This window comes from Roseateles chitinivorans, from assembly GCF_050632235.1.
Taxonomy (GTDB): domain Bacteria; phylum Pseudomonadota; class Gammaproteobacteria; order Burkholderiales; family Burkholderiaceae_C; genus Roseateles; species Roseateles chitinivorans_A.
This window is the reverse complement of the sequence record NZ_CP192584.1, coordinates 5,318,501-5,337,775: the sequence shown is the minus strand read 5'-3', so window position 1 is coordinate 5,337,775 and position 19,275 is coordinate 5,318,501. Positions and strand designations below refer to the sequence as shown.

Annotated in this window: 10 protein-coding genes, 6 tRNA genes and 4 pseudogenes; 14 read left to right on the top strand and 6 right to left on the bottom strand. The window is 66.8% G+C overall.

The genetic code is table 11. The features are described 5' to 3' along the window. Position 1: 1 nt before the first annotated feature. Positions 2-1,036 carry a D-alanyl-D-alanine endopeptidase gene (gene pbpG, locus ACQ859_RS24305; protein ID WP_431266645.1) on the top strand — a complete coding sequence of 345 codons (1,035 nt, stop codon included), beginning with the start codon at positions 2-4 and terminating at the stop codon, positions 1,034-1,036. Positions 1,037-1,135: 99 nt separating this feature from the next. On the opposite strand, the gene ACQ859_RS24300 is transcribed toward pbpG, so the two are convergent. The 5 genes and pseudogenes from ACQ859_RS24300 to hpnC all read right to left on the bottom strand — a co-directional run bounded on the left by ACQ859_RS24300 (position 1,136) and on the right by hpnC (position 5,087). After that, positions 1,136-1,903 carry an IclR family transcriptional regulator gene (locus ACQ859_RS24300; RefSeq protein ID WP_431263127.1) on the bottom strand — a complete coding sequence of 256 codons (768 nt, stop codon included), beginning with the start codon at positions 1,901-1,903 and terminating at the stop codon, positions 1,136-1,138. Between the two features lie 120 nt (positions 1,904-2,023). Then, positions 2,024-3,064: a hydroxysqualene dehydroxylase gene (locus ACQ859_RS24295; protein WP_431263126.1), complete on the bottom strand. Its 1,041-nt coding sequence runs from the start codon at positions 3,062-3,064 to the stop codon at positions 2,024-2,026. A gap of 5 nt (positions 3,065-3,069) precedes the next feature. Beyond that, a pseudogene (locus ACQ859_RS24290) lies at positions 3,070-3,297 on the bottom strand (NAD(P)-binding protein); the annotation flags it as partial. A gap of 10 nt (positions 3,298-3,307) precedes the next feature. After that, complete coding sequence (gene hpnD, locus ACQ859_RS24285) at positions 3,308-4,219, bottom strand: presqualene diphosphate synthase HpnD (RefSeq protein ID WP_431263125.1); 912 nt, start codon at positions 4,217-4,219, stop codon at positions 3,308-3,310. Then, positions 4,216-5,087: pseudogene (gene hpnC, locus ACQ859_RS24280) on the bottom strand (squalene synthase HpnC). Before hpnC ends, hpnD begins: the two are co-directional and overlap by 4 nt. A 215-nt stretch (positions 5,088-5,302) precedes the next feature. Here hpnC and ACQ859_RS24275 point away from each other — a divergent pair. The 13 genes and pseudogenes from ACQ859_RS24275 to ACQ859_RS24215 all read left to right on the top strand — a co-directional run bounded on the left by ACQ859_RS24275 (position 5,303) and on the right by ACQ859_RS24215 (position 18,453). After that, a complete protein-coding gene (locus ACQ859_RS24275; protein WP_431263124.1) occupies positions 5,303-6,526 on the top strand; it encodes an efflux RND transporter periplasmic adaptor subunit in 1,224 nt (407 codons plus the stop codon). A gap of 17 nt (positions 6,527-6,543) precedes the next feature. After that, a pseudogene (locus ACQ859_RS24270) lies at positions 6,544-9,683 on the top strand (efflux RND transporter permease subunit). A 196-nt stretch (positions 9,684-9,879) separates the two neighbouring features. Further along, a tRNA-Leu gene (locus ACQ859_RS24265) sits at positions 9,880-9,966 on the top strand. A 26-nt stretch (positions 9,967-9,992) separates the two neighbouring features. Further along, positions 9,993-11,303, top strand: a complete 1,311-nt coding sequence (tig, locus tag ACQ859_RS24260) for a trigger factor (RefSeq protein WP_431263123.1) — start codon at positions 9,993-9,995, stop codon at positions 11,301-11,303. Between the two features lie 220 nt (positions 11,304-11,523). Next, positions 11,524-12,129, top strand: a complete 606-nt coding sequence (gene clpP, locus ACQ859_RS24255; protein ID WP_431263122.1) for an ATP-dependent Clp endopeptidase proteolytic subunit ClpP — start codon at positions 11,524-11,526, stop codon at positions 12,127-12,129. A 289-nt stretch (positions 12,130-12,418) separates the two neighbouring features. Beyond that, positions 12,419-13,686 (top strand): annotated as a pseudogene (gene clpX / locus ACQ859_RS24250) (ATP-dependent Clp protease ATP-binding subunit ClpX). Positions 13,687-13,816: 130 nt separating this feature from the next. Next, on the top strand, positions 13,817-16,246 hold the full coding sequence (lon, locus tag ACQ859_RS24245) for an endopeptidase La (RefSeq protein ID WP_431263121.1): 2,430 nt from the start codon (positions 13,817-13,819) through the stop codon (positions 16,244-16,246). Positions 16,247-16,489: 243 nt separating this feature from the next. Beyond that, positions 16,490-16,565, top strand: a tRNA-Gly gene (locus tag ACQ859_RS24240). A gap of 90 nt (positions 16,566-16,655) precedes the next feature. Next, positions 16,656-16,729, top strand: a tRNA-Cys gene (locus ACQ859_RS24235). A gap of 13 nt (positions 16,730-16,742) precedes the next feature. Next, positions 16,743-16,818, top strand: a tRNA-Gly gene (locus tag ACQ859_RS24230). A 51-nt stretch (positions 16,819-16,869) separates the two neighbouring features. Further along, a tRNA-Gly gene (locus ACQ859_RS24225) sits at positions 16,870-16,945 on the top strand. Positions 16,946-17,044: 99 nt separating this feature from the next. After that, a tRNA-Leu gene (locus ACQ859_RS24220) sits at positions 17,045-17,132 on the top strand. A gap of 28 nt (positions 17,133-17,160) precedes the next feature. Then, complete coding sequence (locus ACQ859_RS24215; protein ID WP_431263120.1) at positions 17,161-18,453, top strand: MFS transporter; 1,293 nt, start codon at positions 17,161-17,163, stop codon at positions 18,451-18,453. Positions 18,454-18,497: 44 nt separating this feature from the next. On the opposite strand, the gene murI is transcribed toward ACQ859_RS24215, so the two are convergent. Further along, entirely contained in the window at positions 18,498-19,274 is a 777-nt protein-coding gene (gene murI / locus ACQ859_RS24210; protein ID WP_431266644.1) for a glutamate racemase, read from the bottom strand. Position 19,275: the final 1 nt, after the last annotated feature.

Sequence of the window (19,275 nt, the reverse complement as noted above, 5' to 3'; positions counted from 1 at the left end):
CATGTTGCTGACGGGCTTGACCGCCAGTCTCGCGCCGATCCAATCGGCGCAGGCGGCCACCTCGTCGTCCTCCAAAGCCAAGGTGAAGAGCGTGCGGCAGGCCAAGCCGGCCCCGCGCTCGCCACGCAAGGTGGCTGCCCGCGCGGCGGCCCCGGTCCGGGAAGTCGTCCCGTCCAAACCGTCCTTCGGGACGATGTACGGCCTGCACGACACCGAAGATCCCCTCGACCTGAAATCCAGCGTTGCCTACGTCGTCGACCAGGACACCAACGAGGTCCTGTTCTCGAAGAATCCGTCGGCGGTGCTGCCGATCGCGTCCATCACCAAGCTGATGACCGCGCTGCTCGTCGTGGAGGCGAACCAGTCGCTGGACGACAAGATCGAGATCACCGACGACGACAAGGACACCGAGAAGTTCACCGGTTCCCGCCTGGCCGTCGGCACGACGCTGACGCGTGGCGAACTGCTGCACCTGGCGCTGATGTCCTCGGAGAACCGGGCGGCGCATGCGCTGGGTCGCAACTACCCGGGCGGCCTGGAAACCTTCGTCGCGGCGATGAACGCCAAGGCCCACATGCTGGGCATGATGGACACGCACTACGTCGAGCCGACCGGGCTGTCGAGCCGCAACCAGTCCAGCGCCGCCGACCTGGCCAAGCTGGTCAAGGTGGCTCATTCGTTCCCGTTGATGCGCGAGTTGTCGACCTCATCCGAATACACCGTGGCGCTGGGTCGCAAGCAGGTCCGCTTCGGCACGACCAACGGCCTGGTCCGCAAGGGTGATTGGGACATCGGTCTGCAGAAGACCGGCTTCATCAACGAGGCCGGCCAGTGCCTCGTGATGCAGGCGCAGCTCGCCGGCCGCAAGCTGATCATGGTGTTCCTGGATTCGGCCGGCAAGTACTCGCGCATCGGCGACGCCGAGCGGGTCCGCAAGTGGCTGACCGGCGCCGCGTCGCCACTCGCGGCCGTCGCGACCCCGGCCGCGACCACGGTCAGCGCAACCGCCCTGACACCGGTGATCTCGGCCAAGTAAGCGTCGGGGAATACGGGAATGAAAAAGCGGGCCTTGCGCCCGCTTCGTCGTTCCTGGCCCGTGTTTCCGATCCAGGTTCCCGGAGGGAGCCGACGGTGCTCAGCCTCGGAAGCCCAGCGACGCCGAAATCCGCGTTGCCGTTTCCTTGAGTCGAGGCAGCCAGCCTTCTTCCAGCCGGTCTGCAGGCGCCGAGATCGACAGCCCCGCCACCAGCTTGCCCTGGTCGTCGTAGATCCCGGCGGCCATGCAGCGCACGCCCAGCTCGAGTTCCTCGTCATCGCGGGCGACGCCGCGCTGGCGGACCAGCGCCATCTCGCGCTCGAGCAGGCTGATCTCGGTCAGGCTGTTGCGCGTGTGACCGGACAGACCGGTGCGCGTCGCATACGCGCGCACGCGCTGGGGATCGTCGCTGGCCAGGAAGAGCTTGCCGACCGACGTCAGGTGCAGCGGCGCCCGGCCGCCGACGGCGCGCACGACCTGCATGCCGCTGCGCTCGGAGTAGGTGCGCTCGATGTAGACGATCTCGTCGCCCTGCCGGACCGACAGGTTGACCGGTTGATGGGTCAGCTTGTGGAGCTCGCGCATCGGGCCGATCGCCGCCTCGCGCACGTCCAGGCGGGCCTTCACCAGATTGCCCAGTTCCAGCAGGCGCATGCCTAGCCGATAGCTGCCGGCTTCGGGCCGGTCCACGTAACGCCCCAGCGCGAGGTCGTTCAGGATGCGGTGGGCGGTCGACGGATGCAGGCCGGTGGTTTCGCTGATGAGCTTCAGGGACACCGGATCCTGGTGCTGGGCCAGGACGTCCAGCAGCGCGAATGTGCGCTCGAGGACCTGGATGGCGGGGGTCTGCAGCTCCTTGGACTTCATGGCGGACGATTGTGAAGGATTTCTCACGGGTTTTGCATGGCGAAACCGAGAGAGGCATCTAGTGGAAGCAAACCGTCGTTTTCGCCCGTCAGCGGTGCGTGGAACGGCCGGAGGTGAGCGTCAGCCGTACATTCCGCCGAGGGGCTGCCGCATTGCGGAACGGGCAGCGGCCAACCCGCTGCGTACGGCACCTTCCAGCGTGGCCGGGTAGGGGCCGGCGAGGTAGTCGCCGGCGGCCCAGATCCCTGGCACGACCAGCGCATCCGGACGGAGCAGGTTCGGCGTGCAGGCGAAGGTCGCGCGCTTTTCGCTGAGCACGCGGACGATGCGCGGCGGCGTCGCCCATTGGAAGTGCTGCTGAGCCTGTGCCAGTGCCGCGGCGCCGGTGATGTCGAGTCCTCGGGCCACCCAAGGCGCGGCACCGCTGACGACCAGGCTGAAAAGTCCTTCCTGCTGCCCGAGCTGTCCCAGGTCGAAGGCGAACTGCGCCGGCGCTGTCGACGATTCGCGCAGCGCCACCATCGGCGCCGGCAACGCCGAGCCGGTGCTCTCCAGGTAGACGGTGACGATCGGCTGGAACTCGAACGCGCCGGCGGCGGCGCTCCAGTGCGGCGCCAGTGCGCTCGTGAGGCGCGAGGCTTCGACGGAACTGCAGGCCACGATGACGGCGTCGAAGGGGTCGCCGTCGACGGTCCAGCGCCGGCCTGCCGCTTCGAGCTGCTGGACGCGCCGGGTGCGGATCTCGGTGCCGCGCGCATGCAGCCAGGCGCGCGCCGACGCTGGCAGCAAGGCGCTCAACCCGCGGCGCGGCAGCAGCAGATCGGCGCTGCCCGGGCCGCTGAACAGCGCGTCCTTGAGTACCCGAAGGAACACCTGGGCGCTGGCTTGACCCGCCGGCGTGTTGAGCGCGGCGACGCACAACGGGTCGATCAGGTCGTCGCGCACCGCGCGCGGCAGACTGGCGCAAAGCTCGGCGACTGTCAGTGCCGGGTCGCAGCGGAAGCCGCGCATCGTCCACAGGCTGCTCGTCATCAGGAAGCGCAGCCGGTCCCGCTTCGACCATGCGGCGCAACCCAGCACGCCGCGCAGGAAGGCGAGGGTGGGCGGCCCCGGCGGAAGTCGAAGCGTCTCCCGGTCGGGATAACGCAGCCGCAGCGGCATGCGGAGCAGGTCGGCATCGGGGTCGCCCCCACGCGCCTCATCAATGCCAGCGTCTCCGTGTAGGCGCCGATCAGGATGTGCTGGCCGTTGTCGAGCACCGGCTCGGCGCCCTCGAGGCTGCGCGCCCGTCCTCCGAGGGTCGGCGCCATCTCGAATAGCGTGACCGCGGCGCCCAGCGACGCTGCCTCCACGGCTGCGGCGAGTCCCGCCCAGCCGCCGCCGATGACGGCCACCCGCGTCACGTCAGCGCCCGCGCCAGTTCGTCTTCATCGCGATCCACAGCTTGCGCAGCGGCGTCAACGCGATGCGCTGGTGCAGGACCTGGAAGTTCTCCGCCTCGATTTCGCGCAGCAGCGTGCGGTAGATGTTGGCCATCATGAGCCCGGGCTTCTGCGCCTTGCGGTCGGTGTCGGACAGCAGGGCGATGGCCTCGTTGTAGAGCGCATGCGCGCGGTCCGCCTGGAACTTCATCAGCGCGGTGAAGCGGTCGCTGTAGCCCCAGGGCGCGTCGCGCTTGAGGATCTCGTGCGCCTTCACGTCGAACTGCTGCAGTTCGCTGACCGGCAGGTAGATGCGGCCGCGCCGCGCATCGTCACCGACGTCGCGGATGATGTTGGTGAGCTGCATCGCCTGGCCCAGCTTGTGGGCGTAGGCGATGGTGCGCGGATCGGTGCGTCCGAAGATGCCCGAGGCCACCTCGCCCACGACGCCCGCCACCAGGTGGCAGTAGCGCTGCAGGCCGGGGTAGTCGAGGTAGCGCGTCTGCTCCAGGTCCATCTGGCAGCCGTCGATGACGGCCATCAGGTGCTCGACGCGGATGTCGTAGTCCTTGACGTGCGGCATCAGCGCCTTCATCGCCGGATGCGACGGCTGGCCGTTGAAGGCGCTCATCGCTTCCTTGCGCCACCAGGCCAGCTTGGTCGCGGCGACGCCGGGATCGGACACCTCGTCGACGACGTCGTCCACCTCGCGGCAGAACGCATAGAAGGCGGTGATCGCCGCGCGGCGCGGCGGCGGCAGGAAGAGGAAGGCGTAATAGAAGCTCGAGCCGCTCGCGGCGGCTTTCTGCTGGACGTACTGCTCGGGCGTGGAAACGCCGGCGGCAGTCGTCTTCTCGGAGGCCTTTTCGGCAGTCTTGTCAGTGTTGGTGCTCATCGCGCCGTCCCTTCGCGGCGTGGGTTCATACGGTCCGCCGGCATCGTCACGGCGCGCCACAGCAGCAGCGGCGCGTCGGACGCGACGATCGTCGGCCGTCGCAGCAGGGCATCGAAACGGTTCGATGCCAGCTTGTCGAGGATGCGGAGGCCGCCTTGTACCACCAAGCGCAGCTCCCAACCGGCCCGGCCCGGAATCCGTCGGGCGAGCGGCGCGCCCTCGGCCATCAGGTCGCGCGCCCAGCCGCAGAGTTCCGCGATCAGCGCCCGGGCGGCCGGACTGTCCCGCAGGGCGAGCAGGTCCTGTCCCTCGACGCCGTGACGTCGGCGGTCTTCCAGGGGGCATAGATCCGGCCGCGCGGGCCGTCGACGGTGAAGTCCTGCCAGAAGTTGATCAACTGCAGCGCCGAGCAGATCGCGTCCGAGCGACGCAGCGACTCGGCGTCGTCGATGCCGTACAGGTGCAGCAGCAGGCGTCCGACCGGGTTGGCCGAGCGGCGGCAGTAATCCAGCAGCTCAAGGCGGGTGGCGTAGTCGGTCTTCACGAGGTCCTGCTCGAAGGCATCGAGGAGATCCTCCAGCAAGGGCAGCGGCAGCCGGTCGTCGACCAGGACACGTCCCAGCGGGGTGAACACGCGCGCCGCCCAACGCGGCGAGGGCGCTTGGCCGGCCGCGACCGCGCGCAGGTCCCGGCGATAGTCGGCCAGGTCGCTCAGGCGCACGGCGGGCGCGGCGTCGCCTTCGTCGGCCAGGTCATCGGCCGTGCGCGCGAACCGGTAGATCGCCATGATCGCGGGACGCAGCGCCGGCGGGCTCAGCCAGGAAGCGACAGGAAAGTTTTCGTAGTGCTCTATGCTCACGGGCGGCATTCTCCGCTGAGCGAGCGATGCCGTTTGCGTCAACCTGACGTCCCCCACCACCCGCGGTTCTGCGGCGGACGTCAATCTCCGCAAACCACGAGCAGTACCCCAGCGGACCGTACGCCGTCGGTTTGACACGTTCGGACACGCTGAATACATTACTGACCGGTCAGTCAGTTACTCCGATGCCCAAGGTCGGGCGTCGTGGCTTTGTCGAGGTGTTCATGCCCCAACGGTCTCTTGTGTCCTTGCTCGCCGGCGCTTCCGGCACCGTGTCCGAACCGGCCCATGCCGGATCCTGGGGACGTGCCCTGAAGTGGCTGGCGGCGACCGCCGCCGTGGCCGTGCTGGCTGCCTGCGGCAAGCAGGAACCGCCGCCCGAGCCGGAGCGCTATGTGCGCACCTTGGTGCTGACGCCGCAATCGGCAGGGCTGCAACGCGAATTCGCCGCCGAGGTGCGCGCCCGTGTCGAGTCGCGGTTGTCGTTCCGCGTCGCGGGCAAGATCCTGGAACGCAAGGTGGACCTCGGGTCGGTGGTCAAGCCGGGGCAGGTGCTGGCGCGGATCGACAGCTCGGATCTGGTGCTCGCCCAGGAAGCCGCCAAGTCCACCGTGCTGGCCGCCCGTGTCAATCGCGACCAGCTCGGCGCCGACTACCGGCGCTACATCGACCTGCACCGCCAGGGCTTCATCAGTGCCGCCGAACTCGATCGCCGCGACGCCGCCTTCAAGGCCGCGCAGGCGCAATTCGAGTCGGCCCGCGCCCAGTCCGACGTGCAACGCAACCAGGCGCAGTACTCGAGCCTGATCGCCGACGCGGCAGGGGTCGTGACCGGCATCGACGCGGAGCCCGGCATGGTCGTGGCGGCCGGCACGCCGGTCGTGCGCGTGGCCAACGACGGTCCGCGGGACATCGTGTTCTCGGTCTCCGAAGACCAGGTCGCGCTGGTGCGCGCCGCCGCGGCGCGTCCGGACGGCCTGAAGGTCCGCCTCTGGACCGACGCCAAGTCCGAGGCGCAGCCGATCAAGCTGCGCGAACTGGCCGCCGCCGCCGACCCGGTGACCCGCACCTTCCTCGTGAAGGCCGAATTGAATGACCCCAGCGTCCACCTCGGCCAGACCGCGACCGTCGTCCTCACCGGCGTGCCGTCGGACAACGCGATCAAGCTGCCGCTGAGCGCGGTGATGGAATCGCAGGGCAAGAGCGCCGTGCTGCTGCTCGACCCGAAGACGATGGCGGTGAGCCCGCGGTCGGTGACCGTCGTCGGCGCCGAGGGCAACGAACTGGTCGTGCAAGGCCTGTCACCCGGCATGGAGGTCGTGGCCGCTGGCGGGCACGTGTTGACGCCCGGGCAGAAGGTCCGGCGCTTCGTCCCGCCAGGCACGCCGACCGAGGGCGCAGCGCCCGCGCCCGCGCCCGCGCCCGCCTCGGCGACCGCTTCGCGCTGAGCCTCGGGAGCCCCTGAATGAGCAATCCGAGCCGCGCCGGTTTCAACCTCTCGCGCTGGGCGCTGGAGCATGCCCCGCTGACGCGCTACCTGATGGTGGTGCTGATGGTGCTGGGTTTCGCCGCCTACTTCCAGCTGGGCCAGGACGAGGACCCCCGTTCACCTTCCGCGCGATGGTCGTGCAGGCCTACTGGCCGGGCGCGACGCCGCAGCAGATGGCCGAGCAGGTCACCGACAAGATCGAGCGCACCCTGCAGGAGGTGCCGCACGCCGACAAGATCCGCAGCTACACCAAGCCGGGGGAGTCGCTCACCATCTTCCAGGTGAAGGACAACACCGCGCCGGGCGAGGTGCCGCAGCTCTGGTACACGGTCCGCAAGAAGATCGGCGACCTGCGCGCCACGCTGCCGCAAGGCGTGCTGGGGCCGTTCTTCAACGATGAGTTCGGAGACGTCTATGGCTCGATCTTCGCGCTGTCGTCCGACGGCGGCTTCTCCATCGAGGAGCTGCGCCAGCAGGCCGAAGCCGTGCGCTCCGAACTCCTGCGCGTGCAGGACGTGGCCAAGGTCGACCTGTTCGGCGTCCAGGCCGAGAAGCTGTTCATCGAGATCTCGCAGAAGCGGCTCGCCGAACTGGGCCTGGACTTCAACCAGGTCGTGTCGCAGCTCAACGCGCAGAACGCGGTCGAAAGCGCCGGCACGATGGATGCGGGCAGCGCCAACGTGCAGATCCGCATCGAAGGTCAGCTCAACTCCGTGCAGGCGCTGAGCGACTTCCCGATCCGCGGCACCAACACGCAGACCGGCGTGGCCAGCAGCATCCGCCTGGGCGACATCGCCAAGGTGCGCCGCGGCTACGTCGATCCGGCCACGACGATGGTCCGCTTCAACGGCAAGCAGGTCGTCGCGCTGGGCGTGTCGATGGGCAAGGGCGGCGACATCATCGCGCTGGGCAAGGCGCTGCAGACCAGCGTCAAGCGCCTGCAGCAGCAACTGCCCGCGGGCATCTCGCTGCAGCAGATCCAGGACCAGCCCACCGCCGTGAAGAGCTCGGTCGGCGAATTCGTGCATGTGCTGATCGAGGCCGTCGTCGTCGTGCTCGGCGTGAGCTTCATCGCGCTGGGTCTGCACACCAAGCCGCTGCGCATCGACGTGTGGCCGGGGCTGGTGGTCGGCATCACGATCCCGCTGGTGCTGGCGATCACCTTCGTCGTGATGCTCTACGCCGGCGTGGGACTGCACAAGATCTCGCTCGGGTCGCTGATCATCGCGCTCGGCCTGCTGGTGGACGACGCCATCATTGCCGTCGAGATGATGGTGCGCAAGCTCGAAGAGGGCTACGACAAGATGCACGCGGCGACGTATGCCTACGACGCCACCGCCAAGCCGATGCTGACCGGCACGCTGATCACCGCGGTGGGTTTCCTGCCGATCGGCCTGGCGAAGTCCACCGTCGGCGAGTACACGTACGCCATCTTCGCGGTGACCGCGGCGGCGCTGGTGATCTCCTGGCTGGTGTCGGTCTACTTCGTGCCGTATCTGGGCGCGCTGCTGCTCAAAACCCGCGCCGGCCATGAAGGCGAGGCGCACGAGGTCTTCGACACGCCGTTCTACAACCGCTTCCGCCGCTGGGTCGCGTGGTGCGTGTTCAACCGCTGGAAGACGATCGGTCTGACGATCCTGGTGTTCGTGCTCGGCCTGGCCGGCATGGGCAAGGTGCAGCAGCAGTTCTTCCCGGACTCGAGCCGGCCGGAGATCCTGGTCGACCTGTGGCTGCCCGAGGGCGCGACGATCGAGGAGAGCAACGTCATCGCCAAGCGCTTCGAGGCCCGCATGGCCAAGGAGCCGCTGGTGGGCAGCATCGCCACCTGGGTGGGCTCGGGCGTGCCGCGCTTCTACCTGCCGCTGGACCAGATCCTGCCGAACACCAACGTCAGCCAGGCCATCATCCAGCCGAAGACGCCGGCCGACCGCGAAACGCTGCGCCACAAGCTGCCGCAGATCCTCGCGCAGGAGTTCTCCGAGGTGCGCGGCCGCGTGAAGCTGCTGCCCAACGGACCGCCCGTGCCGTATCCGGTGCAGTTCCGCATCGCCGGCGACGATCCCGCGCAATTGCGGATCTATGCGGACCGCGCCAAGGAGCAGATGCGCGCGAATCCCAACATGGTCGGCGTCAACGACAACTGGAACGAGGCCATCAAGGTCCTGCGCCTGCAGGTCGACCAGGACAAGGCGCGCGCGCTGGGCGTGACCAGCCAGAGCATCGCGCAGGCGGCGCGCATCCTCGTGACCGGGACGACGGTGGCGCAGTACCGCGAGGCCGACCGGCTGATCGACATCGTGCTGCGCCAGCCGGTGCAGGAGCGCGACACGCTCTCCGAACTGGCGAACGCCTATGTGCCGACGGCCTCGGGCCGCTCGGTGCCGCTGACGCAGATCGCCAAGCCCCAGTTCACCTGGGAGCCCGGCGTGATGCACCGCGAGAGCCGCCAGTTCGCGATCACCGTCCAGGGCGACGTCATCGAGGGCCTGCAGGGCGCGACGGTGACGAACCAGCTCTGGCCCGCGCTCGACGCGATGCAGAAGGAGATGCCGCCCGGCTATTCGATCTCGATCGCCGGCGCGGTGGAAGAGAGCAGCAAGGGCACCGGCTCGATCGCGGCCGGCGTGCCGATCATGCTGTTCATCACTTTCACGCTGCTGATGCTGCAGCTGCACAGCTTCTCGCGCGCCATGCTGGCCTTCCTGACCGGCTTCCTCGGCATCGCCGGCGTGTCCGCGGCGCTGCTGCTGCTGAACCGGCCGTTCGGCTTCGTCGCGCTGCTGGGCGTCATCGCGCTGATGGGCATGATCCAGCGGAACTCCGTCATCCTGATCGATCAGATCGAACAGGACCGCAGCCGCGGCGTGCCGCCGGCACAGGCGATCGTCGAATCCGCCGTGCGCCGTCTGCGCCCGATCGCGCTGACCGCCGCGGCCGCCGTGCTGGCGATGGTGCCGCTGTCGCGCAGCGTGTTCTGGGGCCCGATGGCGGTCGCCATCATGGGCGGCCTGATCGTGGCCACCGTGCTGACGCTGCTGGCCTTGCCGGCGATGTACGCCGCCTGGTTCCGGGTCGAGCGCGACAAGGACGCCGGCATCGCGCCAACGACGCATTGATCGCGCACGGACCCCGCAGGGTTTCCCCGCCCGGGACGGGCGGGGGTGCGTCGGAAAGCGTCGATTCCTTGATTACAATCGCCGGTTTTCCGGATCGCGGAGGGCGGGGGCCTGGGCTCCTCCTTCGCATCATGAATTACCAAGGGGCCGTTGCGCAGGACTGCATGCAGCGATCGCGACGACCTCAGTTCACCCGGCGCGGGTGGCGAAATTGGTAGACGCACCAGGTTTAGGTCCTGACGCCTTCACGGGCGTGCCGGTTCGAGTCCGGCCCCGCGCACCACACTCTCAACTGATTCCGAGTCCACTATGGCTGTCACCGTCGAAACTCTCGAAAAGCTCGAACGCCGCATCACGCTCACGCTGGCGGCCACTGACATCAACTCCGAAGTCCAGTCGCGCCTGAAGAAGCTGGCCCGCACGGTCAAGGCCGACGGCTTCCGCCCCGGCAAGGTGCCGATGTCCTTCGTGGAACAGCGCTACGGCGCCCAGGTCCAGTACGAAGTCGTCAACGACAAGCTGGGCGAGGCCTTCAGCGTCGCCGCCAACGAGGCCAAGCTGCGCGTCGCCGGCATGCCCAGCATCGCCCAGAAGGACGATGCCGCCGAGGGCCAGCTGGCCTTCGACGCGACCTTCGAGGTCTATCCGGAAGTGAAGATCGCCGACCTGGCCGAAGCCGAGGTCGAGCGCGTCGCCGCTGAAGTCACCGAAGAAGCCATCGACAAGACCGTCGAGATCCTGCGCAAGCAGCGCCGTTCGTTCGCCCAGCGCGGCGCGGCGGACGTGGCCGCCGACGGCGACCGCGTCAGCATCGACTTCGAAGGCAAGATCGACGGCGAACCCTTCGCCGGCGGCAAGGCCGACGGCTTCCAGTTCCTGCTGGGCGAAGGCCAGATGCTCGAAGCCTTCGAGAAGGCGGTCCGCGGCATGAAGGCCGGCGAGTCGAAGACCTTCCCGCTCGCGTTCCCGGCCGACTATCACGGCAAGGACGTCGCCGGCAAGGAAGCCGACTTCCTGGTCACGGTCAAGAAGATCGAGGCCCAGCACCTGCCCGACGTGAACGAATCGTTCGCCAAGGCCCTGGGCATCAAGGAAGGCACGGTCGAGGCCCTGCGCGCCGACATCAAGAAGAACCTCGAGCGCGAAGTGAAGTTCCGCGTGCTGGCCAAGAACAAGGGCGCCGCGATGGACGCACTGGTCGGCAAGGCCGAACTGGACGTGCCCAAGTCGCTGATCGCCGGCGAAGCCGAGCGCATGGTGGCCAACGCCCGCGAAGACCTGAAGAAGCGCGGCATCAAGGACGCCGACAAGGCCCCGATCCCCGCCGAGCTGTTCAACGACCAGGCCGAGAAGCGCGTGCGCCTGGGCCTGGTGGTCGCCGAGCTGGTCCGTTCGCAGAACCTGCAGGCCAAGCCCGAGCAGCTGCAGGCTCACATCGAAGAGATCTCGCAGAGCTACGAGAAGCCGGCGGAAGTCGTGCGCTGGTACCTGTCGGACCGCGAGCGCATGGCCGAGGTCGAAGCCGTCGTGATCGAGAACAACGTCACCGACTTCATCCTGGGCAAGGCCAAGATCAGCGACAAGCAGCTGCCGTTCGACGAGCTGATGGCCACGGCCTGATCGTCGGCACGCAGTCCTGGCGCAGGGTTTTTCGGCGGTGCTCTTGATTCGCCGCAGACCCACCGCCAAGTAAGGCGCCAGGCCGCGAGGCCGGCGCCTTTTTCTTTCCCCGGCGCTACCGTCGTGAGCGTGCCCTCGCTGGAGGGACCCTCGCACGGTCAGGGGATGGAGCGCACGACATAATGGTTTGTCGTGATCTCGAACCACATCAGAGGATTTCATGAGCGCGCTTGAAACCAGCAACCTGGGCATGGTGCCCATCGTCATCGAACAGTCGGGCCGCGGCGAGCGCGCCTACGACATCTACAGCCGCCTGCTGCGCGAGCGCATCGTCTTCCTGGTCGGGCCGGTGAACGATGCCGTCGCCAACCTGGTCGTCGCGCAGCTGCTGTTCCTGGAGAGCGAGAACCCCGAGAAGGAGATCTCGCTGTACATCAACTCGCCGGGCGGCAGCGTCTCGGCCGGCATGTCGATCTACGACACGATGCAGTTCATCAAGCCGTCGGTGTCGACGCTGTGCATGGGCATGGCGGCGTCGATGGGGGCGTTCCTGCTTGCGGCCGGCGAGAAGGGCAAGCGCTTCGCGCTGCCGAACTCCAAGATCATGATCCACCAGCCGCTCGGTGGCGCCCAGGGCCAGGCCACGGATATCGAGATCCACGCCCGCGAGATCCTCAAGACCCGTGAGCAGCTGAACCGCATCCTGGCCGATCGCACCGGGCAGAGCCTGGAGAAGATCCAGGCGGACACCGAGCGCGACTACTTCATGTCGGCGGCCGAGTCCGCGACCTACGGCCTGATCGACAAGGTCATCGAGAAGCGCTGATCGCACTCCCGGTCTTGTGTTCATGGCGGCGCCCCTCACGGGCGCCGCTTGTCTTCTCCGGCCGCGGGTGTCACGCCTGCGCCGGAGAAGCCGCAAGATCGACAAGTCTTGTGACTGAGCGGATCGAACTGCCGGCGCCACCTGTCAACTGACCAGCCGTTGACCTGACCAACTGACCACTCTTAGGGGCTTTTATCCCCCCAAGGGTGGTGCCGGCAATTGAACTATCATCAATGCAGGCACTTGCCTGTATTCCCCGCACCCCTTCAGCAGCCCCAGCAGCACTCCCATGGCCGAGAAAAAAGGCAACTCCAGCGAAAAAGTCTTGTATTGCTCCTTCTGCGGCAAGAGCCAGCATGAGGTCAAGAAGCTGATCGCGGGTCCGTCGGTGTTCATCTGCGACGAGTGCATCGAGCTGTGCAACGACATCATCCGCGACGAGGTCCCTGCCGAGGCGGCGACCGGCGGACGTGCCAGCAAGTCGGACCTGCCCGTTCCCAGCGAGATCAAGACGACGCTCGACCAGTACGTGATCGGCCAGGACGTGGCCAAGCGCACCCTGTCCGTCGCGGTCTACAACCATTACAAGCGGCTGCGCCACGCGGCCGACACCAAGGATGGCGTCGAGCTGTCCAAGAGCAACATCCTGCTGATCGGACCGACCGGGTCGGGCAAGACGCTGCTCGCGCAGACGCTGGCGCGCGTCCTGAACGTCCCGTTCGTGATCGCCGATGCGACGACGCTGACCGAAGCCGGCTATGTCGGCGAGGACGTCGAGAACATCATTCAGAAGCTGCTCCAGAACTGCAATTACGACGTCGAACGCGCGCAGCGCGGCATCGTCTACATCGACGAGATCGACAAGATCAGCCGCAAGGCGGACAACCCCTCGATCACGCGCGACGTGTCGGGCGAGGGCGTCCAGCAGGCGCTGCTGAAGCTGGTCGAAGGCACGATGGCGTCGGTCCCCCGCAGGGCGGCCGCAAGCATCCGAACCAGGACTTCCTGCAGATCGACACGACCAACATCCTGTTCATCTGCGGCGGTGCCTTCGACGGCCTGGAGAAGCTGATCCAGAACCGCTCCGAACGCTCGGGCATCGGCTTCAGCGCCGACGTCAAGAGCAAGAGCGACAAGAAGGTCGGCGAGCTGTTCCGCGAAGTCGAGCCCGGCGACCTGATCAAGTTCGGCCTGATCCCGGAACTGGTCGGCCGTCTGCCGGTGATCGCCACGCTCGGCGAACTGACCGAGGACGCTCTGGTGCAGATCCTGACCGAGCCGCGCAACGCGCTGGTCAAGCAGTATCAGCAGCTGTTCTCGATGGACGGCGTCGAACTGGAAGTTCGCCCCTCCGCGCTGAGCGCTGTCGCGCGCAAGGCGCTGGCCCGCAAGACGGGGGCCCGCGGCCTGCGCTCGATCGTCGAGCACGCGCTGATCGACACCATGTTCGAGCTGCCGTCGCTGGAGAGCGTCGCCAAGGTCGTGCTGGACGAACACAACATCGACGAGGACACCAAGCCGTTGCTGGTCTATCGCGAAACCAAGGCCAGCGCCTGAGGTCGCGAGGACACCCCGGGCGATTCGCTTGCCATCACTTCACGTGGAAAGCAATCGCTCAAAGGCTATTGAACGGCACCTTGTAATTGGTAGCTCGGGCCCTAGATGGGCTTGAGAAAGAGAGGTTTTCATGTCCGGTCATCCGATCCTCCCCGCGGAACCCATCACGCTGCCGCTGCTCCCGCTGCGCGACGTGGTCGTGTTCCCGCACATGGTGATCCCGCTCTTCGTGGGTCGTCCCAAGTCCATCAAGGCCTTGGAAGCGGCGATGGAAGCAGGGCGCCAGATCATGCTGGTCGCGCAGAAGGCGGCCGGCAAGGACGAACCCAAGCCCGACGACATGTTCGAGATGGGTTGCGTCTCCAGCATCCTGCAGATGCTGAAGCTGCCCGACGGCACGGTGAAGGTGCTGGTCGAGGGCCTGCAACGTGCGACGACACGCAAGATCGAGGACGGTGAAGAGCACTTCACCGCCGAGGTCATGCCCATTCCGCCGGAAGCCGACGATCAGCCCGAGGTCGAAGCCCTGCGTCGCGCCGTGACGCAGCAGTTCGACCAGTACGTCAAGCTGAACAAGAAGATCCCGCCGGAGATCCTGACGTCCATCGCCGGCATCGACGATGCCGGCCGCCTGGCCGACACGATCGCCGCGCACCTGCCGCTCAAGCTCGACGCGAAGCAGTCGGTGCTGGACCTGTCGGAAGTGGGCAAGCGGCTGGAGAAGCTGCTGGACCTTCTCGAGCACGAGGTCGACATCCTCCAGGTGGAAAAGCGCATCCGCGGCCGCGTCAAGCGCCAGATGGAGAAGTCCCAGCGCGAGTACTACCTGAACGAGCAGGTCAAGGCCATCCAGAAGGAGCTGGGCGACGGCGAAGAAGGCGCCGACATGGAGGAGCTGGAGAAGAAGATCCAGGCTGCTCGCATGCCGAAGGAAGCGCGCAAGAAGGCCGAGTCCGAACTCAAGAAGCTCAAGCTGATGTCGCCGATGTCCGCGGAAGCGACCGTCGTGCGGAACTACATCGACACGCTGGTCAACCTGCCGTGGGCGAAGAAGACCAAGATCAAGCACGACCTGGCCAACGCCGAGGCGGTGCTGAACGAGGACCACTACGGCCTCGACAAGGTCAAGGAACGCATCCTCGAGTACCTCGCGGTGCAGCAGCGCGTCGACAAGGTCAAGGCGCCCATCCTGTGCCTGGTCGGACCTCCGGGCGTGGGCAAGACCTCGCTGGGGCAGTCGGTGGCGCGCGCCACGGGCCGCAAGTTCGTCCGCATGGCGCTGGGCGGCGTGCGTGACGAGGCCGAGATCCGCGGTCACCGCCGCACCTACATCGGCTCCATGCCGGGCAAGGTGATCCAGAGCCTGAGCAAGGTCGGCACGCGCAATCCGCTGTTCCTGCTCGACGAGATCGACAAGCTGGGCATGGACTTCCGCGGCGACCCGTCGTCGGCGCTGCTGGAGGTGCTGGATCCCGAGCAGAACCACACCTTCGCCGACCATTACATCGAGGTCGACTACGACCTGAGCGACGTGATGTTCGTGGCGACGTCGAACTCGCTGAACATTCCGCCGGCGCTGCTGGACCGGATGGAGGTCATCCGTCTGTCGGGTTACACCGAGGACGAGAAGGTCAACATCGCCCAGCGCTACCTGCTGCCGAAGCAACGCGGCAACAACGGCGTGAAGGACGAGGAGCTCGAGGTCACGGAAGACGCGATCCGCGGCGTGATCCGCTACTACACCCGGGAAGCCGGTGTGCGGTCGCTGGAGCGCGAGATCTCCAAGATCTGCCGCAAGGTCGTCAAGGGTCTGCAGCTCAAGGCGTACACCGGCAAGGTGGTCGTCAACGAGGACAACCTCAACGAATTCCTGGGCGTTCGCAAGTACGACTTCGGCCGTGCGGAGAAGAAGAACCAGGTCGGTCAGGTTGTCGGTCTGGCGTGGACGGAAGTGGGCGGCGATCTGCTGACCATCGAAGCCACCGCGATGCCGGGCAAGGGCACCATCATCCGCACCGGCTCGCTGGGCGACGTGATGAAGGAGTCGGTCGAGGCGGCGCGCACAGTGGTGCGTTCGCGGGCTCGACGCCTGGGCATCAAGGACGAGCTCTTCGAGAAGCGCGACATCCACGTGCATGTGCCTGACGGCGCGACGCCCAAGGATGGTCCGAGCGCGGGTATCGCGATGACGACGGCCTTCGTGTCGGCGCTGACCGGGATCCCGGTGCGGGCCGATGTGGCGATGACCGGCGAGATCACGCTGCGCGGCGAGGTCACGGCGATCGGCGGCCTGAAGGAGAAGCTCCTGGCGGCGCATCGCGGCGGCATCAAGACGGTCATGATCCCGGAAGAGAACGTCAAGGACCTGCAGGACATTCCGGAGAACGTGAAGAACCAGCTCGAGATCGTGCCGGTCCGCTGGATCGATCGCGTGCTGGAAGTGGCCCTGGAGACCTACCCGCAGGCGCTGCCTGAGGAAGAGGTCGTGGCTGCGACGACGACGCCGGCCGAGAAGGTCGCGGAGCCGAAGCCGGATGCCGGTGACTCGCTGAAGCACTGATCGCGATCCGTTCGCGGATCCCCATCACAACGGCGCCCTCGGGCGCCGTTGTTCATTTCAGCGTGATGAGCGATCGCGGATGAAGCGATGTGTTTGGGCGATCTTCATAAAGAAGTCGCCGAACTCTTGCGAGAGGGTCAAAAACCGTTCTATACTCTCGGCTTCAGCGCAAACGGTGCAGCAGCAACAAAGCAATTCGCAAGGATTGCACGGCAGTTGAGGCAGGCAGTGTGTTGAAGACCTGCGGGAATAGCTCAGTTGGTAGAGCGCAACCTTGCCAAGGTTGAGGTCGCGAGTTCGAGCCTCGTTTCCCGCTCCAGGTTTAAAGAAATGGAAGCCCCGGCTTCCATTTTTTATCGAAGTCGGACAACCAAATCCGGCTTCTACAGAATCCCGTCCAGGGTTCTGGGGCGCGATAGCAAAGCGGTTATGCCCCGGATTGCAAATCCGGTCAGTCCGGTTCGACTCCGGATCGCGCCTCCAAAGAATGGACATTGCGGGAATAGCTCAGTTGGTAGAGCGCAACCTTGCCAAGGTTGAGGTCGCGAGTTCGAGCCTCGTTTCCCGCTCCAAACGACACCAAAGGTCGGTTGGGGTGATTCATCACTCCGCTGTCCTGCGATGCGGGAATAGCTCAGTTGGTAGAGCGCAACCTTGCCAAGGTTGAGGTCGCGAGTTCGAGCCTCGTTTCCCGCTCCAAACTCTCAAAAGGGAAGCCCATGCGGCTTCCCTTTTTCTTTGTCGGTCGCCGTGATAATGCGCGCTCACTCCGACATGGAATCGATGCGGAGTCGTCGCGCCTCGATGGTGAAATTGGTAGACACAGCGGACTTAAAATCCGCCGCCCTCAACCGGCGTACGGGTTCGAGTCCCGTTCGAGGCACCACGCGACCGGCTTCCAGAGACCGCAGCGCATGGGCATGTTTGTGCAGGAACTGTTGAACCCGGGCGTTCGCAAGCGCGAAGTCTTCGGCTGGTCGATGTACGACTTCGCCAACTCGGGCTACACCACCGTCGTCCTGACCGCCGTCTACAACGCGTACTTCGTCGGCGTCATCGCCAAGGGCCAGCCGTCGGCGACGCTGCTCTGGACCGTGCTGATCGCCGTGTCCAGCTTCCTGGTGATGGTGACCATGCCGGGCCTGGGCGCCTGGGCCGATGCCCACGGGGCGAAGAAGAAGCTGCTCGGCATCTGCACGCTCGGCTGTGTGCTGTCGACCGCCGCGCTGGCGGTGTTCGGCGCCGAGCAGCTGTGGTGGGCGGCCGCGGCGGTGGTGCTCTCCAACGTGTTCTTCTCGTACGGAGAATCGCTGATCGCGGCCTTCCTGCCGGAGCTCGCGCGGCGCGATGCGCTCGGGCGGGTGTCGGGCTGGGGATGGGCCTTCGGCTACCTGGGCGGGATGCTCGCGCTCGGCCTGTGCCTGGGCTACGTGCTGAGCGCGCAGGCGCGCGGCGAGTCCGCCGATCACTTCGTTCCCGTCACGATGCTGATCACCGCCGGCCTGTACCTGCTCGCCGCGCTGCCGACCTTCCTGCTGCTGCGCGAGCGCGCGGATCCCTGCGCCACGCGCCGTGTCGCGCGCATGGGGTCAGGTCTTTCCCAGCTGTGGACCTCCTGGCAGCGGGCGCGCGCCTACCCCGACTTCCTGCGCCTGCTGGCCTGCGGGACCAGCTATCAGGCCGGCATCGCCGTCGTCATCGCGCTCGCAGCGGTCTACGCCGAACAGGCGCTCGGGTTCTCGCAGGCGCAGACGATGACCTTGGTGTTCCTCGTGAACATCGCCTCCGCCGTCGGCGCCTTCCTGTTCGGCTATTACGAGGACCGCATCGGCCACCAGCCCGCGCTCGCGATGACGCTCGTCGGATGGATGGTCATGACGTTGCTGGCCTTCCTGGCGACGAGCGCGTGGCTGTTCTGGATCGCCGCGGTGATCGCGGGGCTGTGCATGGGCTCCAGCCAGTCCTGCGGTCGCGCGCTGGCGGGCGCACTCGCGCCTCACGACCGCCTGGCGGAGTTCTTCGGCCTGTGGACCTTCGCCACGCGCCTCGCCGCCATCATCGGACCGCTGACCTACGGCGCAGTCACGGTGCTGACGGCGGGCAACCACCGGCTCGCGATCCTCGCGACCGGTGTCTTCTTCGTTCTGGGCTACTGGCTGCTGAGACGCGTCGACATGACGCGAGGTCTCGCGCGAGCGTTGATCTGAGTTCGCGTCGGGCGCGATCGGACACCGATCGCACCGCGTGATGCTCAGGTCGTGATGCGTGTCGCCGTCACGTCGCGCCAGCCGAGCGCCTCACGCGCCAGATGCTGCAGCGGCTCGGGATCGCCGGTGCTTTCGAGCGCGATCGCTGCGGGCCCCGAGGCGTCGAGGCCTAGCCCGTCCCACACGCGTTTGGCCTGACGCGCGACGGCGTCCTCGATATTGAGCAACCGCACGCCATCACCGAGTGCCGCCTGGATGCGTGCCTGCACCAACGGATAGTGGGTGCAGCCCAGCAGCACGGTGTCGACGCCACGCAGACGCAAGGGCTCGCAGAAGCGCTCGATCAGATCACCGAGCTCGGCACTGCGCAGATCGCCTTTTTCGATGAGCGTCACCAGGCCGGGACAGGGTTGACTCACCAACTCGACGTCACTGGCATGGGCCGCAACGAGCTGCTCGAAGCGACGGCTCGCGATCGTCGCCGTCGTGGCCATCACGCCGATGCGGCCGTTGCGCGTCGCGGCCACGGCCGGCTTCACGCCCGGCTCGATGCCGACGACCGGCCAGTCCGGCCAGCGCTCTCGCATCGCCTGCACCGCATGCGCCGTGGCCGTGTTGCAGGCCACCACCGCCATGCGCGCGCCGACCTCCCGCAGATGTTCCGCCACACGCAGGGTGCGCTCGACGATGTATTCGCTGCTCCGATCGCCGTAGGGGGCATGCGCGGTGTCCGCCACGTAGTGCAGCGGCACCTGCGGCAGTTGCTCGCGCAATGCCTTCAGCACCGTCAGTCCACCGACTCCGGAGTCGAAGACCCCGATC